Source organism: Aeromonas sp. ASNIH5, assembly GCF_002902865.1.
In the GTDB taxonomy this organism is placed as follows: Bacteria; Pseudomonadota; Gammaproteobacteria; order Enterobacterales; family Aeromonadaceae; genus Aeromonas; species Aeromonas caviae.
The window spans coordinates 592718-615510 of record NZ_CP026122.1 but is presented as its reverse complement, the minus strand read 5'-3'; the positions used below and the strand labels follow the sequence as shown (position 1 = coordinate 615510).

Here is a 22793-nt window from a genome sequence, read left to right as displayed (position 1 = left end):
TACTGTTCCGGTGAATACTTACCATTGCATCATGTGGAGGTATTTAAGTGTGAGATTAATAACTCACGATTTGAAATAGATGCTATTAGAGTTTATTAAACTCTAATAGCGCCCCTCCATGATAACAGCAATACATAAAGAACACAGTTTAGCAGGGAAGGGGGTTATTTCAGCGGAGGCACTCAATGTCGTGAATCACCCCAGGGAGGCGGACACCTGGGGGGCATAGGTCCTCGGGACGCAAGCGCCCTCCGGCAGGGCGTTTATCATGGTTCGCGCAGCTCACCATATGCTAATGGTCAGCGGCCATTCTTAACGTGAGTGGCAGCAGAGCGAGCGCGGCGTTTTGCCCGGCAGTGGTGCTGCCACTTAACCTCCAGCTCGATAAGGTGACCCCCAAAGAGCCAGAGCAGGGGAGGCAACGAGAACAGCGCCACCAGGGCAACACAGGCCCAACGAGCCTCGGCGGAATAGCTAGGATTGCTCCCTATGGCTATCAGGATGGCAATATCAATGCAGACAGCAATGATGCCAACCACAGTAACCCCCGAGCTTTTTTTATGTCCGGTCATCGCTAGGCATCCCGTCATTCTTGGCACCAGCAAAGAGCGCCCCATTGACCCGCTTTCGCAGCGCATCCCCGTCAGGGTCGCAATAAACGTCCACTGGCTGCCCCTGGTACTGGATAACCGCATGACACGCCGTCATGGGCTTCAAATCGACGAAGAATTGCGGCCACTCTTCGGCATAGATGGCTTGCTCGTCGTCACCTTTGCGCAGGGCGAAGCAATATTCGACGTTGTAGACGTCTCGATCACTTTTGGTCAGCACATGGCAGTTGATGATCATCCGGTATCCGGCGAACGGACCTACAGCAAAGACGCCAGCAGCATCCGCAGCAGGAGCGCCACTAGGACGTACATTAGCAGCGGGCGCAGCACCCACTTGCCCAGGAACCGAAATAGCGGCATCAGCGGGCGCAGAAGCCACCACAGGGGCTTTAGCAGGCGAGTCAATATACTCAGGCTTGATGAAACCAAAGAACATACAGAGTCCCCAAACGACCAGAACAAAAAGTATTTTAGGGTCTCGGAGCATCGAGCTACCCGCGATTGTATCCGAGACTTTACCGGTCGCAGTTGAGTCATAAAGTTTGAAAACATACTTGGGCACCTTATTAAATGGCTTGGCTTGCAGGACATCAGAAAGAGACGTACCGGAGTTATCGGAAAGGTGAAGAACGGTCTTATAACGGCCACCAATGCCCAATATCGCCATATTGGTATGACGAATGGCCGTTTCAGCCGCAGCCCGAATTACCTGGTGCACCTTTTTGATGTTCGGGGTGGTTAATACAAAGTCCCAGTTATGGTGACGGTGCATATCAAAAGCGACGTCGATTGTTTCGGGTCGGCCATCCTCTTTCGCCTTATCCGGCCCACCAGGATAATCGAGTTTATCCAGGTCACTCTGGCGCCATGCTGGCGGGAATACCCGCTGCACCTCATCGACCAGGAAGAATGCCCCCTTGGGTGCCCAATGGTAGAACCGCGCCAGATGATCGCGGCCCTCCTGGGATTCAGTCTCGACATAGAGCACCTCAAAGCCGTCCGGCACCTCTTTACCCAACACTTCGCGGCAACGTTCCACCGAGAAGCCCCGCACGTTGGTAATGATGTAGCGACCCGCCTTGATGGCCGGGATCACATCGGTGTGAATAGCGCCGCTTGATTTATAAGACCCTGGCGCACCGTGATGGATTTTGATGGACATGGATCACCACCCGAAGATATTCAGTAGAAAGCGCGTCACAAATGCCTGGGTAATAACGGACAGACCCTTGTCAAATTGCAGATAGAGCAAAATATCCCGCACAGATGCTGGGAGACTATTAAAGGAGGACGATATCAAATCACTGAATTGCAAGTTTATGAGGATTTCCCTGGCAACATCCCATGAAAACACCAACAGGAATATTTTAAACTCAATCCACTGAATAGCCAGTTTTACCGAAATCCAGGCCGTTACCTGGACAGCAAGATCATATATATCCTGAAACAACCCACTGAATAAATCACCTAACCACTCCATCGCTATCACCTTCTAGTCAAAATAATGAATGCTGTAAAGTAGAAAATAAACATCATCAAAGCCGCCAGAAAATCCCAATAGCCATCGGAATCAGGGCAGACTTGATAATCCTTTCCAAATATGGAGAACATATCGAAGCATTTAGGAGCCGAGGCAGAGCCATAGAACTGATATTTAAACATATCGGTCATTTCATTTTTAATAGAAATATACTGGCTTTTTAAAGCCTCCTTATGCTCACCATATACTTTCGTTATCTGCTCCAGGTCAAAGGCGCAACTAGCATCACCCGAGCAAAGCGGTGATTCATATTCAGCCTTTGCCACATGCAATGGATTTGATGAAGAACCTGGCATCTGAGAATAATCAATATTAAAGTCGCCAGACCCATCTTGACCACTGCCAGAATTTCCCCAGCCTGAATTTAACGCCTGTTGAGTCATCCCCTTGATAGCCGCAAGGCTGTTTTGCATACCGCCTAATTGGGATGAGCTTGTGCTATTCATCGATCTAAGTGTGCCATCGATAGACCCCAAATGTCCCGACATATTGCGCAAGTTGGAATCCATGGAGCCAGTATTGCCAAGAATAGAGCCAATGATTGACATTGATGATTGTTGCATTGCTTTAAGCGAGGCCACATCACCTTTGATTGCAGATAAATCAACAGTAGAAACGGCACCACTTTTACCGCCAGAAGAGACCATGCTATCAGCGATTTTCTTTAACTGGAGATTTGCCAAATCAAAATCAGCCTCCATGCGAGACAAATAAAGATTAGTCCCCTCTATTCGACCAGGGGTTTCCCGTATATAAGTTAGCGCCTCATTAAGCTTGTCATTAACGCCAGACAATCCGAGCTGGGTCTTAAATGTATTATCAGCGATCTGATTGGAATAATCCTTCAAATCAGAAAGTCTAGAATTAACCCCCGTCAACTGCTTACCTAAATTAGTATTAATCTTTGAAAGGGTATGACCCACGGTCTGATAACCGTAATGATTAAAATATTGCCAACCAGCAATATTATCGGTATCACCAGGAAGACTACCATCCCCGCCAGGACTGCCCCCAGTATCGCCACCGTCGCCACCAGTACCAGTACCAGTGCCCACGGTACATTCCACACCGTTAGACTGTATGGGGCCCATGGTGCCCGTAGATGGCGTTTCAACACAGACTCCAGGGCAAACGACCTGACACCCGCCCAGAGTGGAGGACTCCCATTTAACGCAATAGGGCATTTCTGTACCTATAGGCACATTTTGCAGATTGAGCCCTGCCGGACAGCTCGCAAACGCCCCCAGCGGCACCAGGAAGAGCAGATAAAGCAATCTCACGCGACCCCCAATAAAAAAGGCGACCGAAGCCGCCTTATGTCATATCGAAAACGATGTTCTCCAGCCTTCGACAAAGAACAAAAACCATAGCGTCCCAATCAAGAGGGACACGGTTTAAGCCTTACGCATGAGCGCGATCAGGATACCGACCCCGACGACTGTAGCCACGACCATCATCACCTTGGGCGCGGTAGTAGTGACGTCAGACTGGGCAGCATCCAGGGCAGCACCCGCAGCGGCAGCGATACCACCATCAGCAGCATTGGCACCGACAGCAGCTACGGAGCCCACCAGGGCGATACAGCCATTACGGAAATAGTTACGCATACTCGTTTATCCTCTTTTTGCACCTACAATGACACGGGCAATAGCGCCCAGTTTTAAACCCAAAGCCCAAATAACAATCCCAGAGCTAAAGGCAATTCCCACAACCGATATATCGAATTGGAACCAATTAGAGATATCGGTGAGTTTGGTATGCTCCTGGACAGTCAAGAGCACGTAATTACAAGAATCCCCCTCTGAAAGGCGGGTATATCCTTCGGAGGTAATATCCAGGCAAATCATTATTGCGCCCTCGTCGTCGGTCGCTGCGCGCCCTCGCTCCTCCTCCTCGTTGGCGCTGGTTGTTTACAGAGGCTTTTTAGATGCTTGGTAGCCGACGACAACGTTACGGGTCGGATTCTGGGGATCCGCTTCCAGAATAAGATCAATCGCCACCAATTTGGGGCAATCAGCCATTTCCTTGATAGTCGGCGCATCATTGCGCAGGGACAACTGGCGAACCTCATAGCCCCAGGAGTTGATATTGCACTCCGGCTTGTTGACGTTGTTTGCAGGAGCCAGGTATTCGACCTGGGCAAAGTCGTAAGGCACCGGAGCGCCAGATTTGCGGGAAACACCGTAGCCATAGGTCACGCGAGTGACCAGAACACCAGACAGAATAGACATAGTTATTACCTCGTTGAAGAACCTTAGTTAGGTCGAAAATACAGGCAGCTCGTCCAAGTCAGGAGGGAGCGGCATTCTTAATCGCGCCGGAATATCACTTTCTTCCAGGTGCGCAGTTAATTGGTTAACAATCTTCTCAGGCGATAATCCCTCGATGTTCGCTAACCAATTAACAAGGCGACCCGCCATGCGGGACATATTAAAGACGGCATTGTCCCTGGACGTTTTGAACTTGTTTTTAAAGGTGGTCAGTCTGACGGGCTTTATTTCCGCTTCCTGGATAGCAGCCAGCCATTTATCAAATTGCGGATACATCCCCGCAAAATAGGGGTCTGGGTTTACCAGGACGTCCAGCGGGATAATGCGGTCCTTATTGTGCAGCTCGCCTTCGGCGCGTACCCAATTCGGATACTCAGCCGACTGCATCTGTTTGCCCTTTTCGTATACCCGGGCGCACTTACCGTTGATGCGGCTGCCCACGTAGAACGAGCAGCCCTTGGTCGGCACCATGCCAAAGCGCTTGGCGATGCCCTTGGCAACCTCGGTGATCACGAACTCACCCGATTCAATCTTCATCCAGGACGGAGCGCGGCCCCGCTGGGGATGGAACTCGCCGGCTTCCGCGCCGGCAATGGCACCCTGGTAGGTGATGTGCTCGCCGCTGTAGTCATCCAGGGCGAGATCCACCCGTGTGATGCGCACGCCTGGAATGTGAGAGATAACATCATGCAAAGCCTGGAAATCCAGGGCGGCACAACCCACACCGGAAAAACTCACCATGCAACCATGGTTTGCCGCACCCCAGCCAATCAGGCCGCAGGGGATGCCGTCACACAGCAGGTCAGCCGAATTGGCGTAACCGTGCAGGCCAGAGCGGCGAGGGCGCATCGTGAAGCGCGGTTCGGGGATGGGGACACCAATACGGGTATTCAGCTCCTCTAACCACAGCTCCAGCTCGTTGCAGCAGAGGGCATCCAGGAACTGGACGCCGTAGCAGTCGATCAAGTCGTTGTAGGCTTCCCAATACTTGGCACCCTCGACAACCTCGAACTCGGAGAACTTGAGCAGGGCAGTGCAGACCGCCTTCAACTCCTTACGAATGTCGGCACGGGCCTTGTAACCGGAATGCAAAGCACGCTCCATCATTTCGGTCATGGATAGCGTCACGACAGGGGCAGGGGACTTAGGCACCCCCTGGAGGCTTAACCGCTCAGTGGTCTTGTCATATTCAACCGTTGGGGCAGGGGAGACCCCCAGCCGTTCGGCCTTGCCGCACAGGCGTTCTGTCACCTTGTCAAAACGGGCGAGGGGAGCGAAGCCAACCGGACGCTTCCAGAGATAACGCAGCCCCTCGACAGGGGGTTCAGAAATGGCCGCTTGCAGGGCCTTCACCTTGGTATCGAAGCGCGGGATAGCCTTCAAGAGCGCCCCTTGCTTGGCAAGCTCCTTCATCTGGATCAACTCGGTCGGCGCCCAGGTGAAGGACAGATAATCGATCAGGGTTTTGTTGCCGATAACCCCATTTATCGGCATCACGGAGCTATGACCAGTCATCGAAAAACACTCCCTGGTCATAGAAGCCGCGCCACGTGTCCTCGGTGACTTCCACCAGTTCGAACACGGTATCGGGGTACGTCATCGACAGATAGACCCGCAGCTCATGCAGGTCGCGGAACATCTCGACCTGACCCGCGATGCAGGCGGAGTAATCGCCAGTCGGCTCTGCCTGCCAATAGACCTTGCGCTCAATGAGCGCGGGCAGATCCTGGTTTTGTGGGCTAGAGTGGGTCATAGATCAATCACTTGAGTTAGTAGGCAAGTGCATTTGATCAATTTCCCAAGTAAGTTTCAACGGGCCTTTTTGGCCGCAAAATGGTTATGATACGGCCATTGATAAACTGAGGAGTTAAGGCAAATGGACTCTAAAACGCTGATCCAGGCCTACATGAGAGCCAAAAAGTTCACCCAGTTTCAGGAAGTCGCTGTAGAGCTTGGCTTTACACAATCTCACGTCTCACGTTTGACCAAAGGCAAAGCGCAACTCACTGATGAGACTGCAAAAAAGATTGCCGAGGAAATCGGCCTAGACGTCAAAGAAGTGCTAATAAGCCTTGCGGCTGTCAGAGAGACCGATCCCGAGCTGAAACAGGCTTGGTACGATATCCTGGCGAAGTATTCGAAAGGAGCTGGCACGGCGGTAGCCCTTGCGGCGGCTGTGTTTCTGTCTCCACTGAGCGGGCCTGACCATACCGCGCATAATGTATATTATGTTAAATGAAATATCTTGGTATTCTGTCACCCTCAACCGAACTGTGTATAATGGTGGCAATTGATCCTATCCCCGACCGGATGTCTTAAGTGGCTGAATTAACATCAGAACAATTAAAACCCGCTTTCTCGATTGAGCAGTTCCCCACACTTGGCGAACTCGACCCCATTCCGTTTGCCGCCCTGCAACCCAGAGCGATTTCGGGTATCAAACGGCTGGCCAGTTTTGATGGTGACTGCCCGGTCATGATCCTCAACGGTTTCCCCGGTGCAGATTACGAGAATGTCTGCCAGACCCTGATCGCCTCTTCGAATGGCAAGGATGGCGACCTGTTCGATCTCTGTTATACCGAGAATCTCAACAACCCTTTCAAGCCCATCTGGCTGCGCCTGCAACCGGGCTCGGGTTTCGAGTTCTGCGAAATGGTCGGTGAGCTGCTCAAGCTGATGAGCCACCATCTCGACGCCGAGCGGCTGGTCACCCGGATCATCCGCAAACAGAACAACGACCCCAAGATCGTGGATTTCCTCTCCGATCTGGCCGCCCATGTCGCCCAGGGCCTCGAGTTCCAGCACCCGGTGCTCATCAACCTGCTGATCCATCATGAGGATCAGCAAGCCCCTGTCGTCTACGGCCGTGACCTGAACTGGGATACCTTGTTCGGTTCCATCAACTATCAGACGGAACAAGGCTCCGTTTACGCCAACCAGCACCTTTTGGAACCTGGTCTGCTGCGGGAAGCCAACGGTGGTTACCTGATACTGCAGCTTGATGAGCTGCTGGATCAGCCTCATCTCTGGTTCAAGCTCAAGAACGCCATGCAAAAAGGCGAGCTGGACTGGAATGCCTATCAGGAAGGCAAGACGCTGACGCCGTTCTTCACCCCGGAGGCGACCCCCATCCGGTTCAAGTTGATCCTGGTCGGTGACAGGCTGGACGTGGCGGAATTCCAGATGCTGGACAGGGACATGGCGGAGCGCATCTTCCTGCGTGCCGATCTGGTCTCCGAAGTGAACATCGAGGAAGATCTCCCCGCCTTCCTGCAATATCTCGCCTGGCTGCGAGCGCGCTGGGCGCTGCTGGATTTCACCCCAGGTGCCCTCCTCGCCCTCTGTCGCCATGCCAGCCGCCTGTGTGACCACCAGGAGTGGCTATCCCTCTCCGAGGTACAGCTCGGCGCCATCATGCGCATGGCCGACAGCCTGGCCCGCGAGCTGGAAGCGATCTGCGTCACTGACGAACATATCCTGCTCGCCCTGGAAGAACAGGATTACCGCCTCAACTATCTGGTGGAGCAATCGGATCAGGGTGTCATCGACGGCCAGATCCTGCTGCAGACCGACGGTGAAGAGGTTGGCCAGATCAACGGCCTTTCCGTCATCCAGGTGGCCGGCCATCCCTATGACTTCGGGGAGCCGGTACGCCTCACCGCGACCGTCCACCTCGGGGATGGCGATGTTGCTGACATCGAGCGCAAGGCGGAGCTCGCCGGGCACATTCACGCCAAAGCCATGATGATCATCCACGGCTACCTCTCCAACAAGTTCGGCGCAGAGAACCCCTCGCCGCTCTCGGCCAACCTTGTGTTCGAGCAGTCATACCACGAGATCGATGGTGACAGCGCCTCCCTGACCGGCCTGTGTGCCCTGCTCTCTGCCCTCGCCCGCCAGCCCATCTATCAGCACTTCGCCGTGACCGGTGCGGTCGACCAGTTCGGCAATGTGCAGGCCGTTGGCGGCGTGAACGAGAAGATTGAGGGCTTCTTCCGGGTGTGCAAGATCCACGGTCTCACCGGCAAGCAAGGCATTCTGCTGCCCGGCACCAACGCCCAGCAGCTCAACCTCTCTGATGAAGTGATCGCGGCAGTAGAGGCCGGCCAGTTCCACATCCACCCGGTGGATCACGTGGAAGAGGCTATCGAGCTGCTCACCGGCTGCGTTGCTGGCGAACCGGACATGCCGGATACCCTGTTTGGTCGCATCCAGGAGAGACTGGACGAACTCAATGGCACGGCAACCAAGAGTGGCGGCCTGCTGCGCAGCCTGCTGGATCGGCTGCTTGGCCGTTAAATGAAGTGATCGGAGTTGTTTAGCGAACATCTGTAAGCTAAATTGGCCCGGCTTTGACCCATATGAAGGATAAACAGCGTGACCCTAGATAACGACACCACTGATCCCCGCCTCTCCCTGTGCGAACAAGGCAAAGAGTCCTTTACCCGTGAAGAGCTGCTTGCCTGCAGCCGTGGCGAATTATTTGGTGAAGGTAACAGCCAGCTGCCCGCCCCCAACATGCTGATGATGGATCGCATCGTCAAGATTAACGACCATGGCGGCGAGCACGGCAAGGGTGAAATCCTGGCTGAACTCGATATCACGCCGGATCTCTGGTTCTTCGACTGCCACTTCCCCGGCGATCCCGTCATGCCTGGCTGCCTGGGCCTGGATGCCATGTGGCAACTGGTCGGCTTCTTCCTGGGCTGGAAAGGGGGTCCTGGCAAGGGACGTGCGCTGGGTGTCGGTGAAGTCAAGTTCACCGGCCAGATCCTGCCGACAGCCAAGAAGGTCACCTACAAGATCACCTTCAAGCGCGTCATCAACCGCAAACTGGTCATGGGCATTGCCGATGGCGTCGTGGAAGTGGATGGTCGCCCCATCTACAGCGCCACCGATCTGAAAGTGGGCCTGTTCAAAGACACCACCGCATTCTGATCCTGCTCCTGGGTGAGCAGAGACAACGTAAAGGGGCCACGATGGCCCCTTTCCTTTTGTAATGAGTGATGAAGTATCGGTTACTTCATGAAGAGGCCTGAGCCTCGCCCTTCCATGGCATCACGCCAACCACCAAGCCAATGGCCCCTGGCATCCAGGCACTGGTACGGACACGCTTCTTTCTGTTTGCCGACTACGCCAGCCTGATAACCACGAGCGCGAGCTCTCTCCAGACGGTCCCGTTTCTGTCTCTTCATCATCTACGACCCTCTTCGTGGAACAAAAAAAGCGACCAGTTTTTCACCGGTCGCCTTCATCTTTACCCCAGGGGGGAGGCAGGGTCAAACAAAAAATTCCATGCTATTCAGGGATTGTGACACAAGATACTGAACTGCATTAATTTTTGATGACACTTATTTATCGCTGATAGCGACGCAGCCAGGCAAAGGGCAGCGCCAGCAGAGTCAACCAGAACAGGCTGCCGCCACCGCCCTCGCCACCATCCTGACCGGTCTGGTTGTTGACCGGCGCATTGCTGACCACATAGCTGGCCGGGGCATTGCCCTGATAATCCGCCACGGCCGGCGTCAGTTTGACGGCGACCACGGTGGCGTTGGCGCGTTTGTTGAGGTCGCTCTCGCTGTCATAGCGATACGCCGTCGCGGCAATGGTGCCGTCGCTGCTGATGCCGCTCGCGTAAGCGATGTGATAGTACTTGCCGTTCTGGGCACACTGCTTGTTGCCGGCGTCATCCTTGCCACAGATGAGATCGTTCAGATACCAGCTGTTGGCCGGGGCGGCCGCGTTCAGCAGGAAGGCTTCCTGCATGCGGTTGGTGCCATTGACCACCGGTTGGGTCTGGTGACGGGAGTCGCGCCAGCCAACCACCATGTTGTGATCGTTGATGGCGGCCGCTTCCGAGCCTGCCCCCGAGACCGGCTTGTCCTGGAGAGGAAGGCTGGCCGCCGTACCCGGCTTGCTCAGGTTGAACAGGAACATCTCCACCGGGCGGTTCTGTCCCTTGTTGATGCGATAGCGCTGGTTGCCGATCACGTAGCCGTTGTCGTTGACGGCCACGGCCCAGCTGTGTTGCAGCTTGGCATCGTCCTTGCCAGGCTCGCCATCCGGCAGCGGGATGATCTTGGTGGTGCCCACGGTGCCGGCAGCCGTATCCAAGGTCCAGTAGCTGGCGAGGTTACGACCATCCAGATCACCAGTGCCCACCTCGCCGGTAGAGCTGTAGCCCACGCCGTAGAGGGTGCCGTTGTACTTGGCCACGCCCAGTGCAGAGGCGGTTTGCAGCACCTCGTCACGCTGATGGCCATAGGTGCCGGCCTGCATCAGCTTGTTGAACCCGCCCGAGCTGTTGAGCAGCCAGAAGCTCGCCTGGGTATCGACCCCGGGGCAGTAGCGGAAGTCACCGTACTGGCTGTCATTGCCCGTCTCGAAACACCACTTGTAGAAGTCACCGCCCACCTTGTGGCGATACTTGTCGCTGGCCGCGGTACCGGTCACCAGATACTGACCGTTGTCCAGCTTCTTGATGGAGGTGGGTACGCTCAGGCCGTGGGTGCTGGCCGCATCCTTGAGCTCGACCGGGTTGCCGTCATTGACCACGGCAAAGGCGGTGCGCAGCTTGCCATTCATCTTGTAACCGACCCGATCCTCCGGGACATCCCCGAGGGCCGTCACCAGGCCATCGACCTCGGAGCTGGTCACGTAGCCCAGGTTGCTGCGTTGATCCACCTTGTCCAGGAAGTCGCGACGCCACTGGTAGGCAAAGCCCGAGTTGTCGCTCCAGAAGGAGTTGCAGACCGAGTTGGAGAGCATGCAACCCTGCTCGAAACGGAAACGATCGACCAGGAAGTCGGCAAACCGCACGGTGGAGAAGTATTCCGCCATGTTGTTCTTGGTGTTGAGCCCGATGAGGCCGTTGGCATCGCCGCTGATCCCGCTGGCATAGCCTTTGACTTCGTCATCGACGATGGTGAAAAAGGAGCTTTGTGCCGCCTGCGCGTTGAGGCTGGCGCCGACCAGGATGGCCAGCATGGATAATTGCTTTTTCATCTACTTCCTTAGTCTTGATGTTTCAACGCTTCCAACTCCTCCCAACGGGAGAAGGCGTGTTCCAATGCGGCCTCTGCCGCATTCAATGCATCCAGTTTGGGCTGGGTCTGCTCTGCTGGCAGAGAGAAGAAACCGGGGTGGTTAATCTCGGCCTGCAGGGCATCGAGTTCCATTTCCAACTGTTCCAGCCGGGCTGGCAGATTATCCAGCTCCAGTTGCAACTTGTAAGAGAGTTTTCGTGTTTTTTTCGCAAGCTCCGCTGCCGACGCGACAGGCTCTGCCACCTTGACCGGGGCCGGCTTGGCCGTCTGTTGGGCTGCCTGCAGGGCTCGTGTGGCCATCATGTCGGCATAGCCCCCGACATAATCGCTGATCCGACCATCCCCTTCAAACAGCCAGCAGCCGGTCACGGTATTGTCGATGAAACGGCGATCGTGGCTGACCAGCAGCAGGGTGCCCGGGTAATCGGTGAGCAGCTCTTCCAGCAATTCCAGCGTTTCGACATCCAGGTCGTTGGTTGGTTCATCCAGAATCAACAAGTTACTGGGCTTGAGGAAGAGTTTGGCCAACAGTAGACGGTTTTTCTCGCCCCCTGACAAGGCCTTGACCGGGGTGCGCGCCCGCTTGGGCTCGAACAGGAAGTCCTGCAGGTAACCGAGAATGTGGCGGGAGCGGCCGCGAACCATCACCTCCTGCTTGCCCTCCCCCACGTTGTCCACCACCGTCTTCTCGGGGTCGAGCTGCTCACGGTATTGATCGAAGTAGGCCACTTCCAGGTTGGTCCCCTGGCGCACCGAGCCACGGCTCGCCTCGAGCTGGCCCATCAGCAGCTTGATCAGGGTCGACTTGCCGCAGCCGTTGGGGCCCACCAGAGCAATCTTGTCCCCGCGCAGCACCTGCAGATCCAGTCCCTGGAACAGGGTGCGATCACCAAAGTCCAGCCCCAGCCCCTCGGTCTCGAACACCAGCTTGCCGGAGCGGCCTGCCTCGTCCAGTTGCAGCTTGGCCTTGCCCTGCAGCTCCCGGCGCTGGGTGCGCTCCATGCGCATCGCCTTGAGGGCCCGCACCCGTCCCTCGTTGCGGGTACGACGCGCCTTGATCCCCTGGCGCACCCATACCTCTTCCTGGGCCAGCTTGCGGTCGAACTCGGCGTTTTTCAGCTCCTCGACCCGCAGCCACTCCTCCTTGCCTTGCAGATATTCGTCGTAGTTGCCGGGCCAGGAGGTGATCACGCCGCGATCGAGATCGATGATCCGTGTCGCCAGCTTGTGGATGAACTCCCGGTCGTGGGAGATGAAGACGATGGCGCCGCGAAAGTCCTTGAGGAACTCTTCCAGCCAGTTGATGGCATCGATGTCCAGGTGGTTGGTCGGCTCGTCCAGCAGCAACAGATCCGGGTCACACGCCAGGGCGCGGGCCAGAGCCACCTTGCGCAGCCAGCCGCCAGACAGACTGTCGAGCGTCACATCAGGGTCGAGATCAAGCAGGGTCAGCACCTGATTGATGCGGGTCTCGTACTGCCAGCCGTTCTGATAGTCGAGCTGCTCCTGCAACTGGCTCATGGTGCGAATGTTGGCATCGGAAGGGTCGTGCGCCAGGGCGTGGGAGACATGGTGGTACTGCTTGAGCAGCTCCCCTACCCCGGCCAACCCTTCTGCGGCGTAATCGAACACGGTGATCTCGCTCGAGGCGGGCGGATCCTGCTCGAGGCGGGTCACTTTCAAATCTTGTTGCAACACCAGACGGCCGTCGTCCAGCGGCAGTTCGCTGGCAATCACCTTCATCAGGGTAGACTTGCCCGCCCCGTTGCGACCCACCAGACAGAGGCGCTCGCCCCGCTCTATGGTGAGCTCGGCATGGTCGAGCAGCGGAAAATCACTGAACGACAGGGACGCGCCGTGCAATGTCAAAAGAGCCATGTTTGTTCCTTGTTGCTTATGAAAAAACGGGCGGCAGCGTGAGTCTGCCCCCGTTTTGTCGTCAAATCCTGCTCACCCCTGTGCCAGCCAGCCTTGCAGCTCTCCCAGGGTGAAAGGCCAGCCCAGCTCCCGGCCGGCACTGTCTTGCAGCACCGGGATGCGCACCCGGTAAGCCTCGAGCCAGGCCTCCTCCTCCAGGATGTCGCAGCGGCGGGTCTGCGCGGCCATCCCGGCCTGTTCCACCAGCGCCCACGCCTGTTCGCACAGGTGGCAGCCGTCGGTGTGAAACAGGGTCAGCATCAGCCTTGTGCCTCGGCGTGGGTGATGATCCAGCAGTTGTGGATATGCTGGTTGCGCTCGAAGTCCTTGGGCCGGGTCTTGTTCGTGATGTTCTGCGCCTTGAGACCGATGGCGTCAAGGCCGGCCAAGTCCATCTTGAAGTGGCGCTTGTTGTTGGAGAACACCAGGGTGCCGTCCGCCGCGAGCAGGCGCTTGAGGTGCTGCATCAACAGCAGGTGATCCCGCTGCACGTCGAAGCTCTCGTCCATCCGCTTGGAGTTGGAGAAGGTGGGCGGATCGATGAAGATGAGGTCGTACTGCTCGTCGGCTTCCGACAACCACTTCAGACAATCCGCCTGCACGAACTTGTGCTCGCGGCCCACCAGCGAGTTGAGGCGCATGTTGTCCTGGGCCCAGTTGAGGTAGGTGCGCGACATGTCCACCGTGGTGGTTTCGCGGGCGCCGCCGAGCCCCGCGTGCACGGTGGCACTGCCGGTGTAGGCAAAGAGGTTCAGGAAGCGCTTGCCCCGAGCCATCTGGCCCAACATGCGGCGGGTCTGGCGGTGGTCGAGGAAGAGGCCGGTGTCCAGATAGTCGTAGAGGTTGACCCAGAGGCGTGCACCGTACTCCTGCACCTCCATCCGGTGCTGCTCTTCGGAGAGCTTCTGGTACTGCTGTTTGCCTTCCTGGCGCTCGCGCACCTTCAGGATCACCTTCTCGCCGTCCATGCCGGTCACCTTGATGGCGGCCTGCACCATGTCCAGCAGACGCTGGCGGGTCTTCTGGGCGGGGATGTCCTTGGGCGCAGCGTACTCCTGCACCACCAGATAATCCTGATAGCGGTCGATGGCGGCGTTGTACTCCGGCAAGTCCGCGTCATAGAGGCGGTAGCAATCGAGGTTCTCCTTGCTCGCCCATTTCTCGAGGGTCTTCAGATTCTTGCGCAGACGGTTGGCAAAGTCCTGGGCCACCTCTTTCTGGGAAGCGACGGCATCGAGGGCGATCTGGTAGTTGCGCAGTTGACACTCGAGGGCGCCGTTGAACAGGCGATACTGCTTGTCGGCACGCAGGCGCAGGCAGCTCAGGAGTTCGGGAGAGGCGGAGAGAATGGTGACCTTCCATCCCTGGAAGCTGCGGCGCAGGGCATCGCCAAGGGCCTGATGCACTTCCAGCAGGGCCGGGAACTCCCCAAGACGCTCGCCATAGGGCGGGTTGGAGATGAGCATGCCGACCTGACGACTCTCCCCTTCCACAGCCGGCATCGGCAGCGGGTTTTCCAGCTTGGTGACATCGGCCTGCTTGAAGGTGATGAGATGGGCCACGCCGGCGGCCTTGGCGTTGTCACGAGCCTTCATCAGGACCCGGGTATCCGCATCGCAACCGAACAGCTTCACCTCGCAGCGCTGCATGCCGCGCTTGGCTCGCACCTGGGCTTCCATCATCAGGCTCTGCCACAGTTCACCATCGTGTTGCAGCCAGCGATCGAAACCGAAGCGCTCGCGGCGCAGCGCAGGCGCCATGTCGGCAGCGATGAAGGCCGCTTCAATCAGCAGGGTACCGGAGCCGCACATGGGGTCCATCATGGGCTCGCCGGCCCAGCCGCTGCGGGCAATCATGGCCGCAGCCAGGTTCTCTTTGAGGGGCGCCTCGCCGGTGCCCTGGCGATAGAAGCGCTGGTGCAGCGCCGGGCCTGACAAGTCCAGCGTGATATTGGCCTTGCCTTTGCCAAGGTGCGCCATGATGCGAATGTCCGGGGACTTCTTGTCCACATCCGGGCGCACGTGACCGCGCTTGGTGAAGCGATCGACGATGGCATCCTTGATCTTCAGGGCGCCGTACTGGGTATTGCGAATGGAGGCGTTGGTACCGGTAAAGTCCACCGCGATGGTGGCGGTACCGGAGAAGTGCTCCTCCCAGGGAATGGTATGGGCCCCGAGGTAGAGGTCCAGATCGTCGTTCATCTGGAACTCGGAGAGCACCAGCACGATACGGGAGGCAAAGCGGCTCCACAGACAGGCCTTGTAGCCGATGGCCAGTTCGCCCTTGAAGTGGACGCCGGCCACGGTCTCACGGACCTGCTCCGCACCCAGATTGGTCAGCTCGACGGCCAGCAGGTTTTCCAGCCCCTTGGGGCAGGTTGCAAAAAATTCTTTCATCACGCTCACGGGGATGCCATAAAAATAGTGCCGCATTATACCTTATCGGCCCGCGCTCGGCACTCGAACCTTGGACAAAGGCGCCATATAAACGGCAAGAGGCGCGGCAAACGCTCCCCTCTCCCTTGCGGGGGACAGGATCCCGCTCCTGGCTGGCAGCTGTCTACCATCACATTCGTAAAGAATTCGAAAATCTTGCCCGGACCGGGCAGAAAACGGTCGTGACGACCCGACGAAGTAAACAGACAAATAATGGAACAAGAGAGAGACTGAGCGCTTAAATATCAGACCAATATAGCAGGCCTATAACGGACTTATTCGTCGCCATATAACGGCCCCGTCGTCAGCCCACTTCCCGATATTGTGTCTGTGCCCGGACTCTGGCTTGCATCCGGTTATTCATCACCTTGATCACGGCAAAGCGCGGCAGCGTCTTGCTGTTGGTCAGCACCAGCTCGTCGGTCAGGTTCAGGCACACGCTCGCCTGATCGCCGGCTTCGATGACCATGAATTCCCCCCGACCGTGGGGCGTATCCATCCATACCAGGGATCCCATATCCGGAAAAACATGAGCCTGCTGTTCATGAAAGAACCAGCTTTGCGGCATCAGGGGTTTATAAAAACGGCTGACGGCGATGGCATTGAGGACCAGCTGGACCTGGTGGGGCGTACTCCAGTCGAGTTCAGCGGCCTTGTCCATCAACTGGTAATAGAGGGCGGCATCATCCACGCAAAAAGGCTGGGTGGTGAAAGAACAGGGAACAAGTTGCCGACCTTTATATTCGGTGGCAAATATCATGCGATCGGACAAATCCAGCATCAGGCGATCATCCTGAGCGTCATAATGCCACTGCCAATTGTCATTGGGTTGAATACACATGGTGGTGCCCTTATCTAAGCCGTCCCTCGACTTTATTCCATGTCGAGAATTTGAGCAACGTTAAATAAGGGCAACCGGTTATTTTTTAAATATGGGTAACGATATCTTTGACCAGACTCGGCCCTTTATAAATAAAGCCGCTGTAAATCTGGACAAGACTGGCACCCGCCGCCAGTTTTTCCCGAGCCGCCATGGCGCTGTCGATACCACCCACACCGATAATGGGCAGGGCGCCGTCGAGGGCCTTGGCCAGGTGGCGGATCACCTCGGTGCTCTTGTGCTGGAGCGGACGACCGCTAAGCCCGCCAGCCTCTGCGGCATGGGGCATGTCATATATCATCTCCCGCTCCAGAGTGGTATTGGTGGCGATGACACCATCAATACGGTTCTTGATCAAAGAGGCGGCTACCTGATCTATTTCATCGAGTGACAGATCCGGGGCAATTTTCACGGCCAGCGGCACATACTTTTTATATTTCTCGGCCAGCTCCTGTTGACGCTGTTTCAATGCGGCCAGCAGTTCATCCAGTGCATCGCCATATTGCAATTGACGCAGACCCGGGGTGTTTGGTGAGGAAATATTGACCGCAATATAACCGGCATGGTCATACACCTTGTCCATGCAGAGAAGGTAATCATCCTTGCCCTGCTCGATGGGGGTGTCCTTGTTCTTGCCGATATTGATGCCGATCACCCCCTGATATTTGGCCTCTTTCACCTTGGCCACCAGGTGATCGACTCCCTTGTTGTTGAATCCCATGCGATTGATGATCCCTTCGGCCGGGATCACCCGGAAGAGACGAGGCTTGTCATTGCCGCTCTGGGGTCTGGGGGTCACGGTACCGACCTCGATGAAACCGAACCCCATGGCGCCGAAGGCATCGATGCACTCCCCGTCTTTATCCAGACCGGCGGCCAACCCCACCGGATTGGCAAAATTAAGCCCCATGACGGTGACGGGGCGTTTGGGCAGAGAGTGGCGGAAGAAACAATCAAGCGGGGTACCGAGAAGGCGGGGCAAATATTTGATGGAGAGATCGTGAGCCTGCTCCGGATTGAGTTTGAACAGGAAATGCCTGGCGAGTGGGTACAGCATGCTTGCTCCTTAAAAAAAGCCCCGGCAACTGGCCGGGGCTTTTGGGGTTATGCCGAGGTTCGGCAATTCAACTGGAGCAGGTTCAACTCTCGCAAGGCCACCGAGAACTTGGCGAACTCGTGCGTGCTCGTGGTCTTGAAGTCGGCCAACATGTGGGTCCAACGGGACAAGAGTTGCTCATGCTCCGAAATCCAGTCGGCCAGTATGGTAGCGCATTCCCCCTGCTCTTTGCACCCTTCCAGTACCACGGAGGTGAGGCTGCGTTGCTGCCAGTCCAGATCTTCGCGGAAGGAGGCCCGCGCCATCGCCTGCCAGTGGTTGCCCACCGGCTGATGGTTGATCTGTTCGAGGAACCAATGCAGATCCAGCTTGGCACCCAGGCGGTAGTAGACGTTGGCAACCCGCAGGATGTCGGTCTTGTGCTCCGCGGCAATCTGCGCCAGATCCAGGCAGGAGAAGAGGCTGCTCATGTGGGCCACGCGACGGGCGATGGCCTCCGGCACCTGTTTCTCCACCAGGGCGGCGACCGCCTGGCTGTGTTCGGCCACTTCGCTTTCGTCCATTACCTCGTAAAGGTGCTGACTCAGGGTCTCGAAGGCCGGGCGGAAGAAGGCGATGTTCTCGCCGATGCTCCAGCTGCGGTTGCGGGCGCGCAGGAACCAGCGGGTGGCGCGGCGTACGATGCGGCGGCTGTAGAACATCAGCTCGAGCTGGGTCTGGGCATCCACCCCGTTGTCACACCCTTCGATGTCACGCCACAGGGCGCCGAGGCCGAACACTTCCCGGGCCATGGCGAAGCAGCAGGCCACTTCCGCCACCGAGGCACCGGTCTCGTCCTTCATCCGGCTGGCGAAGTTGAGCCCCATGTCGTTGACCAGCATGTTGGCCACCCGGGTCGCGATGATCTCGCCTCGCAGCGGGTGCTGGGCCAGGGCAGCGCCAAATTGCTGCTGCAACTGGGTCGGGAAGCTGGTGACCAGCATGTTGGCGAGGAAGGGCTCTTCGGTCACTTCCGGGCAGTTGAGCTGCTCTTTGAGCACCATCTTGCCGTAAGCCACCAGCACCGCCAGCTCGGGTCGGGTCAGCCCCTGCCCTGCCGCCATCCGCTCGGAGAGCTCCTCGTCGGAGGGGAGGAACTCGAGCGCCCGGTCCAGCTTGCCTTCCCGCTCCAGCCCCTGGATGAAGCGCTGCTGCTCTTTCAGCTGCTCAGCACCACGGAAGGCGGTCACCGAGATGGATTGTGACTGGCGGTAGGCGTTGGTGATGACCACCTGGGCCACCGCATCCGTCATCTCGTAGAGCATCTGGTTACGCTGCTTGAGAGTCAGATCCCCGGCGGCCACCAATTGGTTGAGCAGGATCTTGATGTTGACCTCGTTGTCGGAGCAATCCACCCCGCCCACGTTGTCGGTGAAGTCGGTGTTGATGCGACCACCCTGGCTCGCGTACTCCACCCGGCCAAGCTGGGTGAAGCCAAGATTGCCACCCTCGCCCACGATGCGGGCACGCAGGTCACGACCATTGACCCGCAGCACGTCGTTGCTGCGATCCCCGACATCGGCGTCGCTCTCGCGGGCGCTCTTCACATAGGTGCCGATGCCGCCGTTCCAGAGCAGGTCGACGTTCAGGCAGAGCAGCGCCTTGATCAGCTCGTTCGGGGCCATGCCGCTCTTGTCGGTGCCGAGCAGGGTCTGCATTTCCGGGCTCAGCTTGATGGACTTGGCAGAGCGCAGGAAGATGCCGCCCCCCTTGGAGATGAGCTCACGGTTGTAGTCATCCCAGCTGGAGCCGGGCAGCTCGAACAGGCGCTTGCGCTCGACGAAGCTCCCGGCCGCATCCGGGGTCGGGTCGACGAAGATGTGCATGTGGTTGAAGGCGCCCACCAGCTGGATGTGCTCGGAGAGCAGCATGCCGTTGCCGAACACGTCGCCGGCCATGTCACCTATCCCCACGCAGGTGAAGTCGGTGGTCTGGCAGTTGATGCCAATCTCACGGAAGTGGCGCTTGACCGATTCCCAGGCGCCGCGGGCGGTGATGCCCATCTTCTTGTGGTCATAGCCGACCGAGCCGCCGGAGGCGAACGCATCGCCGAGCCAGTGGCCGTATTCGAGGCTTATCTCGTTGGCGATGTCGGAGAAGGTGGCAGTGCCCTTGTCGGCCGCCACGACCAGGTAGTAGTCATCCTCGTCGTGACGCACCACGGATTTTGGCGGGATCACCTCGCCGCCAATGATGTTGTCGGTCACATCGAGCAGGCCGCGGATGAACAGACGGTAGCAGGCCTTGCCCTCCTCCTGGATGACGGCACGGGGGGCGCCTGCCGGCATCTGCTTGCAATAGAAGCCGCCCTTGGCGCCCACCGGCACGATGACGGTGTTCTTCACCTGCTGGGCTTTTACCAGACCCAGCACTTCGGTGCGGAAGTCCTCCTTGCGATCGGACCAGCGCAGGCCGCCACGGGCCACCTTGCCCCAACGCAGGTGTACCCCTTCCACTCGCGGGGAGTAGACGAAGATCTCGAACTTCGGCAGCGGCAGCGGCATGTCGGTGATGCTGGAGGGGGCCAGCTTGAAGGAGATGTAGGGCTTGATGTTGCCCGCCTTGTCCAGCTGGTAGTAGTTGGTGCGCAGGGTGGCGTCGATCATCTCCACATAGCGGCGAATGATGCGATCGTCATCCAGGTTGGCGACCTGATCCAGCTTGGCCGCAAGCTCCTCGTGCAGCTTGGCCTGCGCCTTGGCATCCTGCTTGATGGCCGGATCCAGGCGCTGTTCGAACAGAGTGAACAGCAGTTGGGCGATGTCCGGATAACGGGTCAGGGTCTCCTCGATGTAGGACTGGCTGAAGGAGACGCCGGTCTGGCGCATGTATTTGGCATAGGCCCGCAGCACGGATACCTGACGACCGGTGAGGCCGGCCCCCAGCACCAGACGGTTGAAGCCGTCATCTTCCAGGGTCTTGTTCCAGATGGCGGCGAAAGCCTGCTGGAAGCGCTGCTGGCTCTGCTCCAGATCGAACGGTTGCTCACCGCGCAGCAGCATGGAGAAATCGAGGATCCAGAACACCTCGCCAGTGGGGGTCCGTACCTGATACGGGGTCTCGCCGATGACACGCAGCCCCATGTTTTCGAGCATGGGCAGGACGTCTGAGAGGTGGATGGGTTCGCTTCGGTGGAACAGCTTGAGGCGTACCCGGCGATCGTTCTCCTCCTCCTGGGCGCGGTAGAACAGCATGCCAAGCGGCTCGGCCTCGCTCAATCCATCCAGGGCCATGATGTCCGCGACGGCAGAGCCCGGCAGCACATCTTCCTTGTAGGCGCGGGGGAAGGCGGTGCTGAAACGGCGGCGCAGCTCGTTGCCGCGGGCCTCGCCATAGTGGGAAAGCAGCACGGAATCCAGGCGGTCATCCCAGCTGCGGGCCGCTTCAATCAGGTTGTTCTGTACTTCGTTCACATCCACATCCACGTTGTTGTTGTTGACCCGCACTATGTAGTGGGTCCGTGCCAGCACGCCCTCGGTGAAGTAGACGTTGAACTCCACATCGATGCTGCTGCCAAAATATTTCTGCAAAATCTGCTGGGTCTTGACCCGCAGCGCCGTGTTGTAGCGCTCCTTGGTGACATAGACCATGCAGGAGAAGAAGCGGCCGTAGACATCGCGGCGCACGAACAGGCGCAGCATGTCCCGCTCCTGCATCTCCAGCACCCCGAGACCGGTGGCCAGCAGCTCCTCTTCACGGGCCTGGATCAGCTCGTCGCGCGGGTAGGTTTCCAGTACGTTCAGCAGCGCCTTGTAGGCATGGGAGCCCGATTCAAAGCCGGAGGCGGCCATGATGCGCTCGAGGCGGTGGCTGATGAGGGGGATCTGGGTCGCACTGGTGTTGTAGATGGAGGAGGCATACAGGCCGATGAAGCGATCCTCTCCCACCACCTTGCCGTGCTCGTCGAAACGCTTGATGCCGATGTAGTCCACATAGGCCGGACGATGCACCCGGGACTTGCTGTTGGACTTGGTGAGGATCAGCAAGTCGGAACTGAGGGCCGCGTGACGGGCGCTGGCGGGCATGGTGCCGAGGCGCTGGCCTTCGTCCTTGATGGAGTTCTTCATCAGCCCCAGGCTGGACTCGGGCTGCGGCAGGATCTCGTGATCCCCCTCCACCGCCTTGACGTCGTAGCGACGATAACCCATCAGGGTGAAGTTGTGGGCGGCCACCCATTTGAGGAAGGCGACGCAGGAGTCCACCTCGGCCTGGCTGACCGGGTTCTTGCGTTTGGGCAGCTCCTCGATGATCTCGTTCAGGCGCGCCAGCATGGGCTGCCAGTCTCCCACCGCCAGGGCCACTTCCCGCGCCACCGAGTTGAGCTCGGCAGTCAGGGCGTCCATCTCCTCTTCACCGGTCAGGTGATCGATTTCGATGAGGAAGGCGGTTTCCACCGAGGTCTGCTCTGCGGTGTTGTCCAGATCCAGGATGGCGCCAATCTTGCCGCCTTCGCCGCGGATCAGGTGCAGCGGCTGGTGCAGCATCATGTGTGCGGTGATATTGAGACGCTTGAGCGCCATGCGGATGGAGTCCACCAGGAAGGGGGAATCCTGCAGGATGATCTCGACGATGGTATGGGGAGACTGCCATCCGTGGCGGGTCAGCTCGGGGTTGTAGACCCGGATATAGGGCTCGATGCCGGTACGGTGGTTGAGGGCATTCCACAGACTGAGGGCGGCGCCATAGAGATCGCTGTCATTGCGGTCATGCAGATCAGTGCTGGCCATGTTGCCGTAGAACTTGGCAACGAAACATTCGACCAGGGAGGCACTGTTTTTCGGCAATTTCTGGTGGATCAGACTGAGAACGTTTTCGAGCAGAACGGAGGTAGGGGCGTCTTTCAATGCCATTGCTAGTTTCCTTATCGGACGACATCACAGACACGGCGACATCCACCCAGGATGCCCACCGGTACAGAGTTGCAGCGAAGTGTAATGGCTTGGATCAAGGAAGGCGAGCAAAGGTGATAACGGGATGTTAAAAACAAGGGGCAGATCA

18 protein-coding genes are annotated in these 22793 nt (G+C 57.7%); 3 read left to right on the top strand and 15 right to left on the bottom strand.

Annotated features, from left to right (window positions below; all coding sequences use genetic code 11):
- Window positions 1–558: 558 nt before the first annotated feature.
- The 7 genes from C2U30_RS02665 to C2U30_RS02640 form a co-directional block, all read right to left on the bottom strand.
- Entirely contained in the window at window positions 559–1773 is a 1215-nt protein-coding gene (locus C2U30_RS02665) for a zonular occludens toxin family protein (RefSeq protein WP_042878221.1), read from the bottom strand.
- Window positions 1774–1776: 3 nt separating this feature from the next.
- Window positions 1777–2091, bottom strand: coding sequence for a DUF2523 family protein (locus C2U30_RS02660; RefSeq protein ID WP_042878223.1), 315 nt, complete (start codon window positions 2089–2091; stop codon window positions 1777–1779).
- A gap of 5 nt (window positions 2092–2096) precedes the next feature.
- The gene (locus C2U30_RS22585) at window positions 2097–3206 is read right to left on the bottom strand and encodes a hypothetical protein (RefSeq protein ID WP_139739368.1); all 1110 of its coding nucleotides are present in this window, start codon (window positions 3204–3206) and stop codon (window positions 2097–2099) included.
- A gap of 339 nt (window positions 3207–3545) precedes the next feature.
- Window positions 3546–3758: a hypothetical protein gene (locus C2U30_RS02655; RefSeq protein WP_042017657.1), complete on the bottom strand. Its 213-nt coding sequence runs from the start codon at window positions 3756–3758 to the stop codon at window positions 3546–3548.
- A gap of 303 nt (window positions 3759–4061) precedes the next feature.
- Window positions 4062–4382, bottom strand: coding sequence for a hypothetical protein (locus C2U30_RS02650; protein ID WP_103243118.1), 321 nt, complete (start codon window positions 4380–4382; stop codon window positions 4062–4064).
- Window positions 4383–4409: 27 nt separating this feature from the next.
- Window positions 4410–5936 carry a replication initiation factor domain-containing protein gene (locus tag C2U30_RS02645; RefSeq protein WP_042878226.1) on the bottom strand — a complete coding sequence of 509 codons (1527 nt, stop codon included), beginning with the start codon at window positions 5934–5936 and terminating at the stop codon, window positions 4410–4412.
- Entirely contained in the window at window positions 5923–6174 is a 252-nt protein-coding gene (locus tag C2U30_RS02640) for a hypothetical protein (RefSeq protein ID WP_039040799.1), read from the bottom strand. Before C2U30_RS02640 ends, C2U30_RS02645 begins: the two co-directional genes overlap by 14 nt.
- Window positions 6175–6297: 123 nt before the next feature.
- Between C2U30_RS02640 and C2U30_RS02635 the strand changes: the two genes are divergently transcribed.
- From C2U30_RS02635 to fabA, 3 genes are all read left to right on the top strand, one after another.
- On the top strand, window positions 6298–6660 hold the full coding sequence (locus C2U30_RS02635; protein ID WP_103243117.1) for a helix-turn-helix domain-containing protein: 363 nt from the start codon (window positions 6298–6300) through the stop codon (window positions 6658–6660).
- 80 nt (window positions 6661–6740) lie between these two features.
- Window positions 6741–8720 carry a Lon protease family protein gene (locus C2U30_RS02630; RefSeq protein ID WP_029314542.1) on the top strand — a complete coding sequence of 660 codons (1980 nt, stop codon included), beginning with the start codon at window positions 6741–6743 and terminating at the stop codon, window positions 8718–8720.
- 78 nt (window positions 8721–8798) lie between these two features.
- Window positions 8799–9359, top strand: a complete 561-nt coding sequence (gene fabA / locus C2U30_RS02625) for a 3-hydroxyacyl-[acyl-carrier-protein] dehydratase FabA (RefSeq protein ID WP_010674758.1) — start codon at window positions 8799–8801, stop codon at window positions 9357–9359.
- Window positions 9360–9439: 80 nt separating this feature from the next.
- Here fabA and rmf read toward each other — a convergent pair whose 3' ends face one another.
- The 8 genes from rmf to C2U30_RS02585 all read right to left on the bottom strand — a co-directional run bounded on the left by rmf (window position 9440) and on the right by C2U30_RS02585 (window position 22645).
- Window positions 9440–9619 carry a ribosome modulation factor gene (rmf, locus tag C2U30_RS02620; RefSeq protein WP_005315693.1) on the bottom strand — a complete coding sequence of 60 codons (180 nt, stop codon included), beginning with the start codon at window positions 9617–9619 and terminating at the stop codon, window positions 9440–9442.
- Window positions 9620–9776: 157 nt separating this feature from the next.
- A complete protein-coding gene (locus tag C2U30_RS02615; RefSeq protein ID WP_045524876.1) occupies window positions 9777–11426 on the bottom strand; it encodes a DUF3466 family protein in 1650 nt (549 codons plus the stop codon).
- A gap of 8 nt (window positions 11427–11434) precedes the next feature.
- Window positions 11435–13345 carry an ATP-binding cassette ATPase Uup gene (gene uup / locus C2U30_RS02610; protein ID WP_103243116.1) on the bottom strand — a complete coding sequence of 637 codons (1911 nt, stop codon included), beginning with the start codon at window positions 13343–13345 and terminating at the stop codon, window positions 11435–11437.
- A gap of 72 nt (window positions 13346–13417) precedes the next feature.
- Window positions 13418–13645, bottom strand: coding sequence for a glutaredoxin family protein (locus tag C2U30_RS02605; RefSeq protein ID WP_039040794.1), 228 nt, complete (start codon window positions 13643–13645; stop codon window positions 13418–13420).
- On the bottom strand, window positions 13645–15816 hold the full coding sequence (gene rlmKL / locus C2U30_RS02600; protein WP_045524878.1) for a bifunctional 23S rRNA (guanine(2069)-N(7))-methyltransferase RlmK/23S rRNA (guanine(2445)-N(2))-methyltransferase RlmL: 2172 nt from the start codon (window positions 15814–15816) through the stop codon (window positions 13645–13647). The genes C2U30_RS02605 and rlmKL overlap by 1 nt, the downstream gene beginning before the upstream one ends.
- A 307-nt stretch (window positions 15817–16123) precedes the next feature.
- The gene (locus tag C2U30_RS02595; RefSeq protein ID WP_041215146.1) at window positions 16124–16660 is read right to left on the bottom strand and encodes a cell division protein ZapC; all 537 of its coding nucleotides are present in this window, start codon (window positions 16658–16660) and stop codon (window positions 16124–16126) included.
- An 85-nt stretch (window positions 16661–16745) separates the two neighbouring features.
- Entirely contained in the window at window positions 16746–17756 is a 1011-nt protein-coding gene (pyrD, locus tag C2U30_RS02590) for a quinone-dependent dihydroorotate dehydrogenase (protein ID WP_043152728.1), read from the bottom strand.
- Between the two features lie 47 nt (window positions 17757–17803).
- Window positions 17804–22645 carry an NAD-glutamate dehydrogenase gene (locus C2U30_RS02585; RefSeq protein ID WP_103243115.1) on the bottom strand — a complete coding sequence of 1614 codons (4842 nt, stop codon included), beginning with the start codon at window positions 22643–22645 and terminating at the stop codon, window positions 17804–17806.
- Window positions 22646–22793 lie beyond the last annotated feature (148 nt).